The organism is Crocosphaera sp. XPORK-15E (assembly GCF_034931425.1).
Lineage (GTDB): Bacteria > Cyanobacteriota > Cyanobacteriia > Cyanobacteriales > Microcystaceae > UHCC-0190.
Window position 1 is genome coordinate 12,801 of record NZ_JAYGHQ010000039.1, and the last position, 19,809, is coordinate 32,609.

Below are 19,809 nucleotides of genomic sequence, written 5' to 3' on the forward strand. Positions count from 1 at the left end.
TATGATAAAATAGCCCCAATTTACAGTTATTGACTACTTTCACCTCCATCTACCATAAGTATAGTTCCTGTAATATAAGAAGAAGCTGCTGATGCAAGAAACACAGTTGGGCCGATTAACTCCTCTAATCTGCCTAGACGGTTCATGGGAATATAGGTTTTGATCAGCTTTTGTTTGATGTCGAGAGCGAGCAACTCAGTTGTTGAACCTTTCATTGTATGTTCCATCCATCCAGGGGCGATCGCATTAACACGAATATTATATTCAGCCCACTCTAGAGCTAGAGTTCGCACCAACTGATTTACACCGCCTTTAGACGCACTATAGGCTACAGAATTTGGCATTCCAACAACACTGGCAATTGAGGAGTTCATAATAATCGAACCGCCTTGACCTTGCTGAATCATCTGTTGGGCGGCAAATTTAGCACAGTTAAAATATCCCTTTAAGTTAACATTAATAATAGCATCCCATTCATTGTCTGTAAGCTCTAAGGCTGGTTTGACAATATTGATACCAGCGTTACAAACCATAATGTCGAGTTGGTTGTAGTGAGCAATGACTTGACTAATGAGGTTCTGACAATCTTGAGTTTGTGTCACATCAGTTTGAATAGCAATTGCTTGTCCACCAAGATCTTGAATAATTTTAGCGTTGGTTTCTGCTTCATACAAATTTCTACTGACTATGACTATCTTAGCCCCAGCGCGGGATAATCCATAGCTCAGAGCTTTTCCAATTCCTCTGGTAGCACCTGTGATAATAGCTACTTTGTCAGTTAAATCAAAAAGAAACTGTTTCTGTTGCATTTTATTGAATGCTATAACCTCCATCTACCAACAAAATTGTCCCAGTAATAAAGGAAGCTGCTTCAGAGGCAAGAAACACCACCGGACCTACTAATTCTGCTGGTTCACCTCTACGCTTCATAGGAACAAGGTTTTTTACTTCCTCTGATGAGGTGGGATTTTCTAATCCTTTGATGATATTGTTGATGTAACCAGGGGCGATCGCATTAACACGAATATTATATTCAGCCCACTCTAGGGCTAAAGTTCGCACCAACTGATTTACACCGCCTTTAGAAGCACTATAGGCTACAGCCTCAACTAATCCTACCATACTAGCCACCGATGAATTCATAATAATTGATCCTGCTGTATTTTGTTGAATCATCTGTTGGGCGGCTAACTTAGCACAATTAAAATAGCCTTTTAGATTAACATCAATGATGGAATCCCACTCTAATTCTGACAGTAAGAGAGCCGGTCTAGCAATATTGATACCTGCATTACAAACCATAATATCTAATTGCTGATAGCTGACAATAGTTTGGTTAATTAATTGGAAACAATTATCATATTTAGTAACATCTGTTTGAACAGCCATAGCCACCCCACCATGATCTCTAATCATCTCTACAGTTGTTTGTGCAGAGGATAGGTCTAAATCGCCAATGGCTATCTTCGCACCGGCTTGGGCTAATCCTTGAGCGATGACTCTACCAATTCCCTTAGCTCCTCCTGTGACAACAGCAACTTTATTCGTTAAATCAAATCGAGCATAGTTCACGGTACTTTTCCATTTGGTTTAAAAATATGAAGTGGATAAGCTTAGACGCACTAAAGTTTCTTGTCCACAGCCCTCTCCACAAAGCTTTCACTGTTATTATCATGCAATGTAAATGCGTCTAAGCTTACCATCGGTCGAACAAATTTTATAGGTTGTTAAGCTCTAACCTAAGATAGAGCATTTGTTCTATCTATTCTTTTCAATTCCCTCTTAAACTCTTCCAATAAACGATATCTGGAGTTTGATTATCTATCGCTTGATGGAATCTTTCTTGATTATACCATTGAAACCAGCCAGTAATTCTCATTTTGAAAAAAAGACGAGTTAAAGTTCTCTATTAAAACCAGAGAACTTTTGGGGTTCGTTTCAACTAAATTACCTAAGTTTTTCTGGTAATTTAGCTCCTAACATAATTGCTCTAATCGCCAGAAATAAAAATAAAGATAACCATAGAATTTGATTACTTTCATACTTCATAGCTACAAAAGTCATGGGTAAAAATCCTACTATAGCTATCATGCTCATGTTGCGAAGGATACTTCCTTCTGCTAATGCCAAGAATTGTGCATCAAGCATAAAATTCATAGCATCAAATAATAAAACAAGCATTAACCAGGGAATATAAATCTCAATATTTTCAATCAATTCATAGTGGTTGGTTAATAGTCCAAAGATAGTATGAGGAAATAGCCAACATATTCCACCAATGGAAACTGCTACGAATAAACCACTTCCAAAAGAAACAAAGGCGAGGGGAAATAATTTATCCAAAACTTTTTGACCTTTAAAATTTCCAAGCAGGGTTTCGGTACTAAATGATAAACCTAAAAGTATATAGACACTCAAGTTACAAATTTGTATGAGCAGAGCATTTTGAGTGTAAATCATTGTTCCCATCATTGTCCCTTCATAGTTGAACAACAAAGAAGCAAAAATAATGAAAAAGTTACTAATAAGTATATCCGCATTAAATTTTAATGAAGATTTAATCTCCGATATCTGCCAAATTTTTGCTTTAATAGCTTGTACTTCTTGCCATTGAATCTCTTTAAACACAAACAAAAGTCCCACAAATAGAGATAAATATTGACTTATCGCGGAAGATGTGCCAGCACCTAAACTTTCCCACCCCCATCGGATAATTAAAACATAGTCTAATACTACTTTAGCTACATTTCCTACTACAGATAACAGAATCACTAAAAGATTTTTTTCCCGTCCTAAAAACCAACCAAGAATAACCATATTGAGTAGATTAGCTGGTGCCGACAACATGGTTATATTAAAATAAGTTTGAGCAGAGGCTTTAAATTCATCTGTAATATTAAGCAGAGCAAAAGCTAATTCTCCTAAAGGATAACTTAACATTATTAATAAACTACCAATAGCTAAAGCAAGAAAGCCATTCCGAAATCCTACTAATAAAATACCCTCTCGATCATCTCGTCCGACTGCTTGTGCTGTTACTCCAGTGGTACTCATTCGCAAGAAGGTAAGAATAAAGAAAATAAAGCTCAGTATATTACCTGCTAGAGTAACTCCTGCTAGGTTATCTATTTTGTCAAGATGACCTAAAAAGATGACACTAATTAAACTTGCTAGGGGTGTCATAACATTCGCAAGGATATTAGCAATTGCCTGTCGAAAAAAGCGAGGAACAAAGTCATATTTTTCTGAAAACTTTAGGTTCATGGTATTTATAGCACTGAGTAGTCGGACAAAATTAAAGTTAACCGTGAGGCAAGGGAATCGGCAATAGGCAATAAAAAAGGGTTTCAGTCTTTGTAATATTTCTTAACATAACATTGTTTGTTTATGTCCGACTACTTACACACTTAGGTGAAGACATCATACTAAATCTGGTTTTTATAGGCTGATTATAAAAAGCATGGATCAGGGATAAAGAGGGTTTTCATATTTTGTACAAATACTATAAATGAGCTTTTCTTAACCGGATTGGGTATCACACAGTCTGATTATTGGAGATATCTAAGATAGTTTTTGATTCTTTCGACAATAGTTTCACCACTAAAATAATTAGGATCATATTCTATACGAATAGTTCCACTTTGGTCAAAAGAATTTATTGAAATTGTACAATTGAGTGGAAAGTGAAATCTATCATGACATTTACTCTCTTGAATGTGTAAATCCGTTTTTTCTGGAGAAGAAGTTGAGTTGTGAAAATTTAAAAAATTAAATGTAGCAAAAAATAAATTATTCTGTTTTTGGTCTGATAAAATTTGACAAAAAGGATATCTACTATAGTATCCAATTTCAATAAGAGAGCGTTGAACATTTTGAACTTGTAAATCTTTATTATTTATAAGTGATTGGTAAAAAGGTATAATATTCCAAAATAAACCTAAAGACTTAAATGGGTTAGATAGTTTCTCAGTTCGACCATTGGATATAACTCCCACTAATGAAATTATCTTATCTTCCTGTTTTTGTGCAAAAAGCTCAAGATAAGCACTCAAAAAGATAGCTTTTAATGATACTTTTAGCCTCCGAGAAACATTTTTAAGTTCTAAAATAGTTTCAGAACTTAAACCAGTTTCTTCATAAGCAGAATCTAGTTTACAGACATATTCTTGCTCTAATTCTAGTGGTTTATAATTACATTTACTTAAATAATCTTTCCAAAAATTAGAGGTTTGCTTAGAAATAAGAATTTCTTTTTCCAAAGCAACAAACTCTTTATAAGTATTAGAAAGATTAGATGCTATGATATTTTCCCCTTGTTTAAGACTAGAATATAATTCAGATAACTCATTAATCAATTCAATACTACTCCACCCATCTATAATGGCATGATGAAAACACATTAAAAACTCAATATTTTGATTATCTTTTTTGAAGATAAAAAATCGCAAAAGCAATTGTTCTTGATCTTCAGTTATAAATGGGTTTTGTCGATCTTCTTTTAAGATTTCATCAAGATAATTTTCCTGTTCTGCTGATGTTAAATGACTGATATCTTGTTCCTTTATTACAAATTTTGGATTTTTTCTTACTGCTTGAAATACAGGCAGTTTATCTTGGCAAATAAATACTGTTCTCAAAATTGGATGTTTTTGCACTATCATTTTGAGAGACTCTTTGAAGTTCTCTAGGGAAAAATCATCATCATAAATATTAAATGAATGTTGACAATGATAAACTCCCTTACCCTGATTTTTCTGATAATGATGTAACATTAATTCTTGCATCTTAGCTAGAGGATAGACATCTTCAATATCCTTTGAAACTAAAGCCCCTATCTCCTCTGGAATTTGCAATAAATGGAAAGGGATCTGTTTCTTATTACTTAATTTAGATTCATTAAAATCTGATAAAATATAACTTTTTTCGACCTGTAGCTGACAGTCTTTTATCAAAACACTAAGAGCATTAATATACTCATCTGAAAGATGGCTAATTGTTTCCTCTCTATGATAATTTTGGCTATAATACCAAGTAATTTGTAATTGCCCTTCACTTATTAATCCTACCACATCTAAAAGATGAGTACGCTTAGTTAAAGAACTAAAATTTGCTCCAATTCCTTCAGGTGCAAAACCTGTAACGATAGAGTTGCTGAACAGTTGTTCAAATTGTCCTAAATAATTAAAAGATATTTCAGGTACAGGTAGTTTTTGTAATTGTTGACTTATTTCCCTATTCTGACTTAAATAACGCAGAATACCATAACCAATACCTCTATGGGGTAATGTTCGTAATTGCTCTTTAATTAACTTGAGTTTTGTTTGGGGATTCTTAGCATCTTTTAAATTTAGTAAAATAGGAAAGATAGTAGTAAACCAACCCACAGTGCGAGATAAATCTATATCTTCAAATAAATCTTCTCTACCATGTCCTTCTAAATTAATCAGTAGGGAAGAAAAACCTGTCCATTGAGTTATACTTTCTACTAATGCTGTTAACAAAACATCATTAATCATAGTGTTATACACTTTAGGCACAATCTCCAACAGTATCTGAGTTTCTTCCTTACTTAAAGCAGTAGTTATTGTTTTCACACTTGCTTCAGTATTAGTATTTATTCCTAATTTATCTAATGGTAGGGAATTAACACATTGCTGATTTAACCAGTAGCATAACTCTGTTGTAATAACCTCAGAAGTGCCATGATTTTGCAAACGAATTGCCCAATCTTGAAAAGATGTAGTTTTAGGTGGTAACTTAACCGTTTCTTTTTGTAATAGTTGTTGATATACGGTAGAGATATCTTCTAATAAAATGCGCCATGAAACTCCATCTACAACTAAATGGTGGATCACGATCAGTAAACGATTTTGGACATTATTACCTAACTTAAACAACACTACTTTGATAAGTTTTCCTGTTGACAAATTTAAGTTAGTCTGGCGTTGACTAGCTATTTTTTCAATCGTCTCTGATTGTTGATTATGGGGAATTTCTGACAAGTTAACAACCTCAATGATATCATCTTGGCAAAAATCCTGATTAATTTGTTGCCATCCCTGCTCATTTTCTCTAAAACATATCCGCAGTGCATCATGATGCCATAATAATTGTTTAACAGCTTGGGTTAATATATCTGGCTTTAGGTTTGCAGGAACAAGAAACATCATAGATTGATTAAAATGCTGAGGTTCAAGCATTTTTTGCTCAAAAAACCAATGTTGAATCGGTGTTAATGGTATTTCTCCTGTGATTAACTCTTGTTTGGCACAAATAGGAGTTGTGGTATTTGCTACCATCGCCAACTCAGCAATAGTTTGGTGTTGAAAAAGTTGTTTAGGAGTTAGCTGTAAACCTGCTTGGTTAGCACGAGCAATAATTGCAATACTCAGGATTGAATCGCCACCCAGTTCAAAAAAGTTATCATTAATACCAACTTGTTTTTGCCTTAACACATCACCCCAAATTTGAGCTAATATCTTTTGTGTAGCCGTTTCTGGTGCTATAAAATTGTCTGTGGATTCAAGATTTTGCCAATTCGGAAGGGGAAGATCTTGTCGGTTTACTTTACCATTAGGTGTGAGGGGAAGCTGCTCTAAGAATAGAAAAACCCTAGGTATCATGTAGTCTGGTAATTTTTCTTTCAAAAAAGTCTGTAATTGATTTTGATTGTTGGATTGATTCTCACAAATAACATAAGCTACTAAACTTTGATTACCCAATTGATCTTTTTGAGTAACAACAACTGCTTCTGTGATACCAGGATGTTGAGTAAGTACAGACTCAATTTCTCCTAGTTCGATCCGAAACCCTCGAATCTTGACTTGATGATCTATGCGCCCCAGAAATTCAATGTTGCCACTGGGTAAATAGCGAACTAAATCTCCTGTTTTATAAAGACGTTTAGAACTATACTTTCCAAGGTCATAAATTGAGTTTTTGGGATCATTCTGTTCCTTGTTCCCCGTTCCTTGTTCCCCGTTCCTTGTTTCCCTTTCCCTGTCCCCTTTTCCCTTTTCTCTATCTTGAACAGTTAATAATATACCCTTGTCACCTATATTATATTTTTGATTAGTAAAAGGATTGTCAATAAATTTTTGCTTAGTTAATTCAGGCTGATTGAAATATCCCCTTGCTAAACCTTCTCCTCCTATATAAAGTTCTCCAGAAACCCCTACTGGCAATGGTTGTAGATATTGATCTAAAATATAAACTTCCGCATTATTAATGGGTTTGCCAATGGGAACTTCCCTGTACCAAGATTGTGAGTTTAACTGAGTTAAATTACAGAAAGTGGTGACTACTGTTGCTTCTGTGGGACCATAACCATGAATTAAGACTGGAGTTTGATTAATTGGATCACCATGATCCTGTATATACTTTTGCCATAGTCTAAATTTTTCGGGGACAAGTCTTTCGCCCCCTATATTAATGATACGCACTGTTTTTGGTAGGCTTTGATTAGTTCTTACCAATTCAGAGATTAACTGTTGCCAATAAGCTGTCGGTAAAAATAAAACGGTTAATTGCCAATCTTGGCACTTTTGCCTAAATTCTGCCACAGAGTTTAACATTTCGTCACTGCGTAAAACTAAAGTGCCACCAGTGGTTAAACAGGGGAAAATTTCTTCAACGGCGGCATCAAAATTGATCGAGGCACACTGAAGAACATGATCCAGCGCACTAATTTGATGTTCAAAAATTGCGACTTGAACAAAATTTACTACAGAGTGATGTTCAATCATGACACCCTTTGGTTTTCCAGTAGAGCCTGATGTATAAATTATGTAGGCTAAATCTTTGGGAGTTACTTGATTAGTAATATTTTCTTGACTTTGTTCTTTAAAGATGAAATCATCCCTATCTAAACAAATCAACTGACTCTCATATTTGGGGAATAAACTAATTAAGGTTTGTTTCGTTATTAAGACTGATATTTGAGCATCCTTGAGGATATAGGCTAAACGCTCCGCAGGATAATGGGGATCAAGAGGAACATAAGCTCCACCCGCTTTGAGAATTGCTAGTAATGCCATAATCATTAGGGGCGATCGCTCGATACAAATTCCGACCAAAACATCTGAAGTTACGCCAAGTTGTTGTATATAGGATGCTAACTGATTAGCTTTAGTATTTAACTTTTGATAAGTCCATTGCTGATTTTTAAATCTTACCGCTATATTATCTGGTGTCTTTTCTACCTGCTCCTCAAATAGTTGATGAATGCACTTATTCTGAGGATATGGAGTTTGAGTACAATTCCAGTCAAACAATAATTTTTGTTTTTCAGTTGTACTTAAAATTGGTAAAAAGGATATTCTTTCTTCAGGGGTTTGAATAATTCCCTCTAGTAAAGCTTGAAAATGCTCTGCCATTTTCGCAATAGTAATCTCATCAAAAAGAGCAGTTTTATATTGCCATTGTCCAATTAGACCTGTTTCAGTATATTGTAAGGCTAAACTTAAGTCAAATTTTGCCGTACCAGTTTCTACAACTAAGGGTTTAACTGTCAAATTTTCCATGGAAATTTCTGACATCGGTGCATAGAGAGCAAACCCTACTTGAAATAGTGGTGTATAGCTTAGATTTCTTTCTGGATGCAATTCTTCCACTAATTTTTCAAAGGGTAAATCTTGATGTTCATAAGCACCTAAAGCCACAGTTTTTATCTTCTCCAATAAATCTTCAAAACGAGGATTACCAGAGAGATCCGTCCGTAGCACCAGCATATTAATAAAGAATCCAATTAAGCTCTCAAGTTCGGAGCGATTGCGGTTTGTAATAGGTGTACCAACGCAGATATCAGTTTGTCCCGTATAACGATATAGTAAGACTTGAAAAGTAGCCAAAAGTGTCATAAATAGAGTAACTTCTCTTTGTTGACTAAAAGTAACTAATGCTTCTGTCATCGTTGGAGACAGGGAAAAAGGCAAAACCTTGCCCTCAAAAGATTGAGTTATACCTCGCACTCGATCTGTTGGCAAATCTAACAAAGCAGGTGCATTTTGCAATTGTTTTTTCCAGTAATCAAGGTGAGGAGCAAGACTTTTAGATGAACAACATTTTCTTTGCCAAATTGCAAAATCAACATATTGAATGGGCAATGCTGGAAGTTCTACAGGTAAATTTTTGCAAAAACTTGTATAAAAATGGGCTAATTCCTTCATAAATACATAATCGGCTGATTTTGCATCCCAAATAATATGATGAATTTTGATCAGCAATATCTGTTCTGTTTCTGTTACCTTCAACAAAGTTCCTTGAATTAAAGGCTCATTGGCTAGATCAAAGGGATTTTGTATTTGTTTTGTTATAAATTCTTGATAAGCAGTTTCTCTGTCATTTTTGGGTAAATCACTTAAATTTACCACTGACAAATTTAAGGTAAAGCTAGGAGCAATAACTTGAATTGGTTGACCATTAATACTCGTAAAGTTAGTGCGTAGGATTTCATGACGTTGAATAATTTGATTAAGACTTGAATTGAGTGCCTTAACATTGAGAAAACCATCTAAACGCAACACAAGTAACTCATTATAAGCAGGATTCTCAGGCTCTAATTGGCTCAAAAACCATAAACGTTCCTGAGCAAAAGAAACTGGTAAGTTTTGTTCTCGTGAAACTTTGACCAGAGGTACATCAGTGTTAATTGTATTGCTTTGATTGCGATTTAGTAATGAAATTAACTCTGGCTTATGTAATTTCAATAAATCACGAAGTTTTGAGGTCAATACACCTTGAGGGGCGCGAACTTGTAACTTTTCTCCCTCAATCCATAACTTTACTCCCAGATCGGCTAATTCAGTCAGCAATTGATTAATATTCACAGGGAAAATTCCTCCATATCATCACTTAGTTCATTAGAAGTCGAATCAGATAGAATAACATTAGCCAATGTTAATTGTTCAATGACTAACTCTGTCAGAGATGAAATGCTCAAACCTTGCATAATTTTCATGATGGGTAGGTTTAATCCTATCTCATTATTAAGCCGATTTCGCAAATCAATCGCCATTAAAGAGTCAAGCCCTAGGGCTGTTAGTGATGTATCGGGATCTAATTTAAACTGGGGTATTCCTAAAACATTAGCCACTTGTTCTGTAATTTGAAACTCTATTAATGTAGCCTTTTCTTTTGGCTGATTAGACCAAAGGGCATTTGGGGAAAGGGACTCAACCTCTTTTTGTGTCTTGACTCTCCATTGAGGACTTAATTTTTGCTGTTTATTAATGATCGACTGAGGACTTAATTTTTGCTGTTCATTAATGATCGACGCAAATAAAGATTGTAACATTGAACGCTGAGGTAAAAAACGTTCCCAATTGATGGGCATAACTCCTACTTGAATCGGTTGAACTACTAATAACCTTTCTAATATTTGTAAACCTTCCTCATTCTTAATACTTCCTTCTCCTTTTTGGTTTAACTGTTCAACTAATCCTAATCTTGCAGTTGCTCCTACTTCAGCCCATGCACCCCAGTTAATAGTTAAACATGGTTGTTGATGGCATCGTCTGTAAGAGGCTAAAGCATCTAGGAAAGCATTAGCAGCAGCATGATTACTTTGCCCTGCATTTCCTAAGATTGAAGCAGAAGATGAGAATAGCACGAAGAAATCTATTGGGTAATTCTGGGTTAGATTATGTAAATTCCATGCTCCCTCAACTTTAGGTGCTAATACCCGATGAAAACGTTGCCAATTTTGTTGCAAAATAACACCATCATCTACAACTCCTACAGCCTGGATAATTCCTCGCAAGGGAGGTAAGGTTTGGTTAATGGTGTTTAATATTTGCTGTACTTGGTTAGGATCACACACATCTCCTTGAAGAACAGTTATTTTAACACCAGTTTCTTCAATTTCTCGTAACTGATTAGTTATCGTTGGTGTTACCGAACTTCTACCCACCAAAACTAAGTTTTTTACGCCTTTTTCCCCGAAATAACGAGCTATTAATAATCCCAAAGCACCAAAACCACCTGTAATTAGATAAGTGCCATCTTGACGCAAAAGAAGTTCTTTTTGTGTTTCTAAATCTCTAAAACGTTCCAATCTAGGAACATAACGCATCTGATTACGAAAAGCTACCTGATCTTCTATTTCTGTTCTGGAAAAGGACGACACAATCTCGTTATATAATGTTTGCACTCCCTCACTGTTAATTTGTGGATCTAAATCTACTCGGATACATTTAAGTTCAGGGTGTTCCTGAGCTATGACATTTCCCATACCCCACAAAGGAGATTGAGCTATTTGAGTAACAGAGCCATTTACCCCTTGCGCTCCCTGGGTAATCAACCATAAATGAGGAGCTTTCGTATAACTATTAAGTAATGCTTGAATTAGATGTAAGGTTGCACTACAATTTTGTAAACAAATTTCTGGTAAGGAACTATTACTGAGGTTTTCAGACCCATCTAAACTCCATAAATTTATCACTCCATCAAGATTCGGTAGAGTTGACAAGAGTTGATTAAAATGAGTGTAATTAGCAGGATTTAGATAATATTCTCCTGTTGAGATTTGTTGATATTCTTCACTAGGAAAAACTAAAGTACAAACTGCTTTTTGCTGATCCAAAAGTTTACTTAATTGGCGGCCAATACCTTGATTATCGGCTAAAATAAGCCAGTTATGTGGTAATTTTTGAGAAACTTGAGATGTAGCTTTAGCTAAAATAACAGTTTCTTGAGGTAGTGAAAATTTCTGCTGTGGGTTTGAGGACTTGGTAGAGATAGTTTCCACCGTTTCAAATCCTGTATCCCTTAATATTTCTTGCCACTGTTGGGGACTAAGTAATAGGTATGATGGACGCAAATCCAGATCTTGGAACCTCCACCAACCTTCTGTTAAGCCAAAAGTTAAATCCATCCAACGCTGAGGTGCAGTATCCTCCATTAAGATTATCATGCCACTAGGGGCTAAAAGCTGCCTTGTATGTTGTAGAGTTTCACTCAGATTGCGGGTAGCGTGTAAGACATTAACTGCTACAATCAAATCAAATTGTTCTAGTTCAAAGCCTTGTTGTTGTGGATCTTGTTCAATATCTAATACTTGATAGCTAACATAAGAATAGTCTTTAAACTTTTCTTGGGCTTTAGTCACAAAAAAAGCTCCAATATCAGTAAAAACATATTTTGTTTGATCAGGTGGAAGATGGGGTAAAAGATAAGATGTGGTACTACCAGTACCCGCTCCGATTTCTAATATTCTTAAACCTTGTTGTGGAGGTAAACTTTCTACAACTGACAATACAGCTTGTTGTACCAATGTATTTGTAACCTCCATGATGGGAGAATACTGATATAATTTGCTCAAGTTACTTGTATCACCATTGGGAAATAGTAATTGTAAGGGATTAGATTTCCCCTGAAGAACTTGGGCTAAACTAGAACCACAAGAGTTAAGAAGAGTAAATTCTGCGGTGATCGCTTCTTTTTCTGAAGATGATAGACAACTTATTTGTTCAATTGGTTCTTGTTTTTGTGGAACTGATAAAACTTCCCATTTTTTATTAATCTGTTTGATTATTTCAACCTCTGCCAGAATCTCTAGTAAGCGAGGTATTAATCTTTGATGTTGTGTAACTACTTGTAACTGTTCTATTAATTGTTCCGTTGAAAAACGTAAGCCAATTTGAAACTCAAAACCCATTTCTGCTAAGGCTTTTAGTATGTAAATTACACTTAATTCTTCAATCTGTACAAAGCCTTGACTATAATTTTTTAAGTTAGGATTAGTTAATAACTGATCTAGTTTTAATTGAAGATTTGAGATCACTTCTGTTGGAGTTGGTAAATAATTGGGGACAAGACCAAAAGAAACCTCAGTTTTCCAATTTACCTGATATAACCAATCTTGCCAAGATTTTTCAGTTGTGCTGATCATTACTTCACTAACAGTGTGTTTCAGTAACACTCCTTTCATGGTGGCAATTATTTGTCCTTGATCATTAAAGAGATCAAAATCACCCTCTATAGCAATGTTTTTATCTTCTATTTCATGTAACTGAGCATAACACCAAAACTCATTACTCAGTTGTTGGTAAATTTCTACTTTTTCCACACTAACTGGCACATAGGTATGATCAGAGTCATCTTCTATCAATGTGGCATCTAAAATTTGTAAGCAAGTATCCAATAAAACAGGGTGTAAATGATAATTAGTAGCCTCTGTTGTTAAAAAATCTGGTAGTTTAATTCTACCTAATGCCATATTTTTACCACACCAGACTTCTTCTATTGCAAAAAAACTCGCTCCATAATCTATATTTTGAGCTTTACTTTTCTGATATAAAGTATCGGGTAAAACTTCTTTTTGGCATTGATTTTTTAATAGGTTTAAGTCTATCTTGTCATCAAATAAGGTTTTAGCTTGAGTTAATAGCTTTAGTTTACCTGAACAATGAAGTATCCATGACCTTGTTTCTAAATCTGTTTCTGTTGGTAATATTTGGCTAAAAATTTCAAATTCATAGGATGAATTTTCCCTTGGCGTTAACAATACTTGAATAATTTTAGAAGTCCCATCTTCAGGTAAAGTAAGTGCCTGGCGAATTAAAACATTTTCCACTGAGATATTGAAACTTTTAGTAACTGCTATTCCCGCAGCTAAAGCCATCTCTAAATAAGCAGTCCCTGGAACAACTGTTGTTTCAAATACTCGGTGATCTTGTAACCAGTGGGGAGAATTTTTACTGATTTGACTTTGGAAGCGAATTTGCTCTGTTCCAGCCATAGATAGTTCTTGTCCGAGCAAGGGATGAAGCATCTGGTTTGAGACAGACAAAACTAAACCTTGATCATCTTTCTTTTGGGGAGCTTCGATCCAATAACGCTGTCGTTGAAAAGGATAAGTAGGTAAAGGTTGACGATATCGCCGATAGTCCCTATCAAATTGTCCCCAATCTATAGAAAATCCTGCTTCATATAGTTGTCCTAAGCTTGTGAGTAAGGATTCCCAATCTTTTTGTTCTGGATGTAAACTCGGTAGCCAAAGAGCTTGATATTCTCTCAAACATTGACGACCCATTGCTAATAAAATTGGCTTAGAACCAATTTCAATAAATAGCTTTATATCTTGCCGAGCCAAGCTTTCCATAGTTGCAGCAAATTGAACGGGCATCAGAATATGACGACACCAATATGATGCAGTGGTGATCTCAGAATCTGCTAATTCTCCTGTCACATTGCTGTAAATTTTAATTCGAGGCGTAGAAAATTTTACTTGCTTGAGAACTTGCTCAAATTCTGCCAACATTGGGAGCATTAAGGAGGAGTGGAAGGCATGAGAAACCTTTAATTGTTTAGTTTTGATTCCAGATTTTTCTAAATCATTAACAATAGCAGTAATCGCTTCTCTTTCTCCAGAAATGACCACACTTTGAGGACTATTAATAGCGGCAAGAGAAACTTGATTACCATAGGGAGTGATCGCTTCTTTTGCCTGTGCTTCAGTGGCTAAAAGGGCTACCATTGCTCCATTTTGGGGTAAGGATTGCATTAAGCGTCCCCTAGTTGTTATCAATTTTAACCCATCTTCTAAGCTAAATATTCCAGCGATCGTAGCAGCAACATATTCTCCCACACTATGACCCATAACTAGCTCAGGTTCAATGCCCCATGATTGCCACAATTTAGCAAGAGCATATTCTACAGCAAACAAAGCAGGTTGAGTATAAATGGTGTCATCTAATGAGAAATCATGGTTTTGCTTTTCGTTTTCGGTAAATAAAATTGAAGTTAAAGGAACATTAAAATCTGAACGTAGAATCTTATCACAGTGATCAATGATTTTTCTAAAAGTAGGTTGAGTTTGATAAAGTTGATAACTCATTTCTACATACTGAGAGCCTTGTCCTGTGAAAAGAAAAGCAATTTTTTGAGAAGAAAGATTAGAATTAATTAGAGAGTTCTTATTCTGAGTATTTAAGACACTTAGCAATTTTTGGTGAAGTTGTTGTTTAGACTCACAAATAATTGCTTGACGATATTTAAAATGCTCTCGTCCTGTATTAGCAGTAAAACAAAGATCTCCAATGTCTAAGGTCGTTTCTGAGTTCAGATAAGTCACATAATTTTGGATCAGTTGTTCGAGTGCTTGTTCTGTTTTGGCTGATAAGGTTAAAAGATGGAACTGACGGTCATTTTCAAGCTTTGATGGTTTATTTTCAAGTAAATTAGGAGCTTCTTCGAGTAAAACATGACAATTTGTGCCTCCAATACCGAAGGAACTAACTCCGGCACGGCGAGGGTTATCCTCACTTTTCCAATCCCTGAGTTGAGTATTAACATAAAAAGGACTATTAGCAAAATCAATCTGAGGATTAGGCTCACTAAAGTGAAGACTCGGAGGAATAGCTTGATTTTGGAGGGCTAGAACTGTTTTAATTAACCCAGTGATCCCCGCCGCCTCATCTAAATGTCCTACATTGGTTTTAACTGAACCAATAGCACAAAAACCATTGTTCAGGCTGTTGCCATGTGCCTTCCAAGCCTTAGTTAGAGCTTCAATTTCAATTGGATCTCCTAGTGGTGTTCCAGTGCCATGAGTTTCGACATAACTAATGGTACTAGGGTCAATTTTAGCTTTAGTTAAGGCTTGAGAAATAACATTAGCTTGTCCTTCAATACTAGGTGCAGTATAGCCTACTTTCAATGACCCATCATTGTTAATAGCTGAACTTTTAATCACTGCATAAATATTATCTCCATCAGCGATCGCCTCATCTAAACGTTTTAAAATAACGATACCACAACCGTTGCCAAAGATTGTGCCTTGAGCCTGAGCATCAAAAGCTCGACAATGTCCATCAGGTGATAAAATCATCCCTTCATGGTAAAGATAACCGACTTTATGAGGAACACTAACCGAAATCCCTCCAGCTAAAGCCAAATCACATTCCCCATTCAGTAAACTTTGACAAGCTAAATGAACTGCCACCAATGAAGTAGAACAGGTTGTTTGAACATTAACACTAGGTCCTGTCAATTTAAATTTATAAGAGACACGCATGGGTAAATGATCGCTGCCATTTCCTTGCTCTACTTGAAACTCATTGGCATTTTTAAATAACCGATGACTTAAAAAAGGTTTCTGTTGGAGGGAAGGACAAATATTATTAATTAAATAAGTGCTGAGACTTCCACCACCATAAACCCCTACGGCTTTTTTATAAGTTTTGGGATTGTAACCAGCATTTTCAAAAGCTTCCCAAGCACATTCTAAGAAAATACGCTGTTGAGGATCTGTAACTTGTGCTTCTTTGGGAGAATAGCAAAAAAAATCAGCATCAAATAAATCAATATCTGATAAAATTTGACCAGCTTTGATATAATTAGGTTGTTTTAGCAATTCATGATCTTCTAACTCTATTTCTGCTTCAGAAAACCAAGCAATTGAGTCTACACCATCACGCAAATTTTGCCAAAATTGAGCAATATTGTCTGCTTTTGGAAAGCGACCAGCCATCCCAATAATAGCAATATCTGAGGGAGAATTAGGGGAACTATCAGCTTCTTTCTGCTCTTTTACTTGGGTTTTTTCAGTTTTCTGATAGCTGAGATATTGAGCTAAACTATGAATAGTAGAATACTGAAATAAGTTTAAGATTGATAGGTGGGAAAAATGTTTAATTAATCGCTGATGAACTTGAATTAAAAGTAAGGAATTACCACCTAAGTCAAAGAAGTTATCCTCAATTCCTACTTCCTCTAATTGCAGAACTTCTTGCCATACCTGAGCAATGATTTTTTCACTGTCAGACTGGGGTTTAATTAACACTTCAGCTATCTCCCGACGCAATTTATCAGGAACAGGAAGATCTCGATGATCTATCTTACCACTGGGTGTTAAAGGCATTTTTTCAAGCCTTACTATGGCTGCGGGAATCATGTAATGAGGTAGTTGTGTTTTAAGATAGTTTCGTAAAGTTACTTCTAAATCATCATTTTCTGCTTCCTGAATACCCACCACATAAGCAATTAATCGTGAGTTTCCAAGTATATCTTCACGGATACTCACTGTGCATTCGTTCACCAGAGAATGTTGCCCTAATGCTCCTTCAATTTCACCTAATTCAATGCGAAATCCTCGAATTTTAACTTGGCGATCGCTACGACCAAGATGTTCAATGTTACCATCGCTATTATAACGGCCATTATCTCCTGTTCGATAAAGATAACCAGTGCCAAAAGGGTTAGGAATAAATCTTTCCTGTGTTAAATCCTCTCGATTAAAATAACCCCTAGCAATTCCATCTCCTCCCACATAAATTGCCCCTACTACCCCCAGGGGAACAGGTTGATAAAACTCATCAAGAATATAAACTTGAATATTATCAATAGGACGACCAATAGGAGGAAGCGTAGCCCAAGTTTTTGCATCTCCGGTTAAAGTGAAACTGGTGATTTCAGGAACTTCCGTTGCACCATAATGATTGTGGAGAGTTGCACCTATTTGTTGGAAAAACTCAGTAATTTTTGGTGTTATTTTTAACTGTTCCCCTGCGGTTATGACTTCACAAATTGTAGTAGGAAGCCTGTGTTCATCTACAACGTCTACTAACTGTTGTAGTGCGATAACAGGAAGATAGAGTTTTTCTATTTTATTTTTGATAATGCTCTCTAATAAGTCAACAGGACTATAACGAATAGTCTCAGAAATCAACACCAGCGTTCCACCAGAACACCAAGTTGAGAACATTTCATGAAAGGACAGATCAAAGCTTATAGAAGCAAATTGTAATGTTTTAACCCCAACTTTTCGCTGTTGAAGATGCCAGTTAATCATATTAACTAAGGCTTTATGTTCCATCATTACTCCTTTCGCTTTACCTGTGGAGCCGGAGGTGTAAATAACGTAAGCTAAATTTTGGGGAGTAACGGGAATATCTAAATTTTCCTGACTATACTGACCAATTATTTGTTTATCCCTATCTAAACAAACTAACAGATGGTTCGTTGCTATCTGTGCTATAAATGATGATGTATTTAATAACGTTTCGGTGGTTATAATTATGTTCACATTAGAATCTAATACCATATATTCTAAACGTTCTCTAGGATAAGCAGGGTCTAATGGAACATAACCAGCACCGGATTTAAGTACAGCTAAGATAGAAATTACCATATAGAGCGATCGCTCTATACATATTCCAATTAAACTCTCTGGTTTTACTCCTAACGTCTGAAGATAATGAGCTAATTGATTGGCTTTATGATTAAGTTCTTCATAGGTTAGCCGTTGATTTTCGTAAACTACAGCAACAAATCCCGATTTTTGGGAGACAATTTGTTCAAATAAGGAATGAATACAAACTTGTGGATAGTTGATCTTGGTATTGTTATAGTTAATTAATAGTTGATTGTGTTCTTCTCTAGTTAAAAGGGATAGTTTACCAATATATTCCTGGGGATTAGTTACAATATTTTCTAGTAAATTCTGAAAATGTTTGATAATGCGATTAATTGTCTCTGAATCAAATAAATCAGTATGATATTCCCATGTCAAGATTAATCCTTGTTCTGTATCTTTGAGAGAAACAACCCAATCATAGAGTGCTGATTTACTCTCTAAATCTACAGGTGTTAGGGTGAGTGAGGGCAATTCTATGGTTGGCATCAGTTGCTCTTGCACAACAAATAATACCTGAAATAAAGGGTGAAAACTCGTATCCCTTTCTGGTTTTAGTTCCTCTACTAATTTTTGAAAAGGATAATCTTGATGTTCTTGAGCTTCATTTACTACCTTAGTAATACGAGATAATAATTCGAGAAAAGTTGGATTTTTCGATAGATCACTACGCAAAACTATTAAATTACCAAAGTAACCAATTAGATTTGCTGTATTAGTTAAATTGCGTCCTAATACTTTAGAACCAACGATAATATCTTCTTGTTTAGTGTAGCGATAAAGTAGTATTTTAAACACTGTTAATAACAGAGTAAATAAAGTAACACTTTGTTGTTCACTTAAATTTTTAATTTGTTCACTAAGATTCTGCGGTAAATTCAGTTGACAACTAGCTACCTCATAAGTTTGAATAGCTGGTCTTAGGCGATCAGTAGGTAGTTGTAAGATAGGTAAATTATGAGATAGTTTTTGTTTCCAGTAGTTTTGTTGAGTTGCAAAAAATTCCCCTTGAAAATATTGCTGTTGCCAAAGAGCAAATTCTTGATACTGAATTGGTAAAGGTAAAAGAGGTGACTGTTTACCTGCAACCATTGCTGAATAAATGGTTGCTAACTCTCGGAAAAATATGCTTGTCGAGTAATCACCATCACAAATGATGTTATGAATACTTAAGATGATCAAATGTTGAGTAGGTTCTATCTTTAGCCATAGACACCGCCATAGAGGAACTTGGTGAAGATTAAATGGTTGCTGAACAAATTGGGTAGTTAGTTGTTTTACTTTTTGACTTTGTTGATGATTAGTTAATGTTTCTATGTTGACTACCGACAAATCTGGGTTAAAGGGTAAACCTATTACCTGTCTTGGTTTCTCATCAATAGTTTCAAAAGTAGTGCGTAAGATTTTATGGCGTTTAATTATTTTCTTGAGGCTTTTTTCTAAAATACCTTGATCAAGTAAACCCTTAATTGAAATAGCTGCTTGGATATTATATACTGCATTGCCAGGTTCCAGTTGTTGTAAAACCCACATCCTTTCTTGTTCAAATGAAAGTGGAAAAGATTCGTTGCCATCAGGATACATATTTTGTCTCCAGAGTATTAAGTAGGTACGCAAAATTAATTACACATTATCTAAAACAAAAACCCTGATGATGTAAGCATTATAGAGAATCC

General features: G+C 35.4%; 6 protein-coding genes. All 6 read right to left on the minus strand.

All coding sequences use genetic code 11. The features are described from left to right. Window positions 1-26: 26 nt before the first annotated feature. The gene (locus tag VB691_RS23485) at window positions 27-809 is read right to left on the minus strand and encodes an SDR family NAD(P)-dependent oxidoreductase (protein ID WP_323293954.1); all 783 of its coding nucleotides are present in this window, start codon (window positions 807-809) and stop codon (window positions 27-29) included. Window position 810: 1 nt separating this feature from the next. Further along, complete coding sequence (locus VB691_RS23490; protein ID WP_323293955.1) at window positions 811-1,572, minus strand: SDR family NAD(P)-dependent oxidoreductase; 762 nt, start codon at window positions 1,570-1,572, stop codon at window positions 811-813. A 199-nt stretch (window positions 1,573-1,771) separates the two neighbouring features. Then, window positions 1,772-1,879: an integrase core domain-containing protein gene (locus tag VB691_RS25895; protein ID WP_416245469.1), complete on the minus strand. Its 108-nt coding sequence runs from the start codon at window positions 1,877-1,879 to the stop codon at window positions 1,772-1,774. Window positions 1,880-1,947: 68 nt separating this feature from the next. Then, complete coding sequence (gene gntT, locus VB691_RS23495) at window positions 1,948-3,264, minus strand: guanitoxin biosynthesis MATE family efflux transporter GntT (RefSeq protein ID WP_323293956.1); 1,317 nt, start codon at window positions 3,262-3,264, stop codon at window positions 1,948-1,950. A gap of 284 nt (window positions 3,265-3,548) precedes the next feature. Next, the gene (locus VB691_RS23500) at window positions 3,549-9,827 is read right to left on the minus strand and encodes a non-ribosomal peptide synthetase (RefSeq protein ID WP_323293957.1); all 6,279 of its coding nucleotides are present in this window, start codon (window positions 9,825-9,827) and stop codon (window positions 3,549-3,551) included. Then, window positions 9,824-19,750: a non-ribosomal peptide synthetase/type I polyketide synthase gene (locus VB691_RS23505; protein WP_323293958.1), complete on the minus strand. Its 9,927-nt coding sequence runs from the start codon at window positions 19,748-19,750 to the stop codon at window positions 9,824-9,826. The genes VB691_RS23500 and VB691_RS23505 overlap by 4 nt, the downstream gene beginning before the upstream one ends. Between the last annotated feature and the right edge of the window lie 59 nt (window positions 19,751-19,809).

Excerpts from the sequence above, each read along its gene's own strand:
- VB691_RS23485 (WP_323293954.1), bottom strand. The coding sequence starts at position 809 with ATGCAACAGAAACAGTTTCTTTTTGATTTAACTGACAAAGTAGCTATT.
- gntT (WP_323293956.1), bottom strand. The coding sequence starts at position 3,264 with ATGAACCTAAAGTTTTCAGAAAAATATGACTTTGTTCCTCGCTTTTTT.
- VB691_RS25895 (WP_416245469.1), bottom strand. The coding sequence starts at position 1,879 with ATGAGAATTACTGGCTGGTTTCAATGGTATAATCAAGAAAGATTCCAT.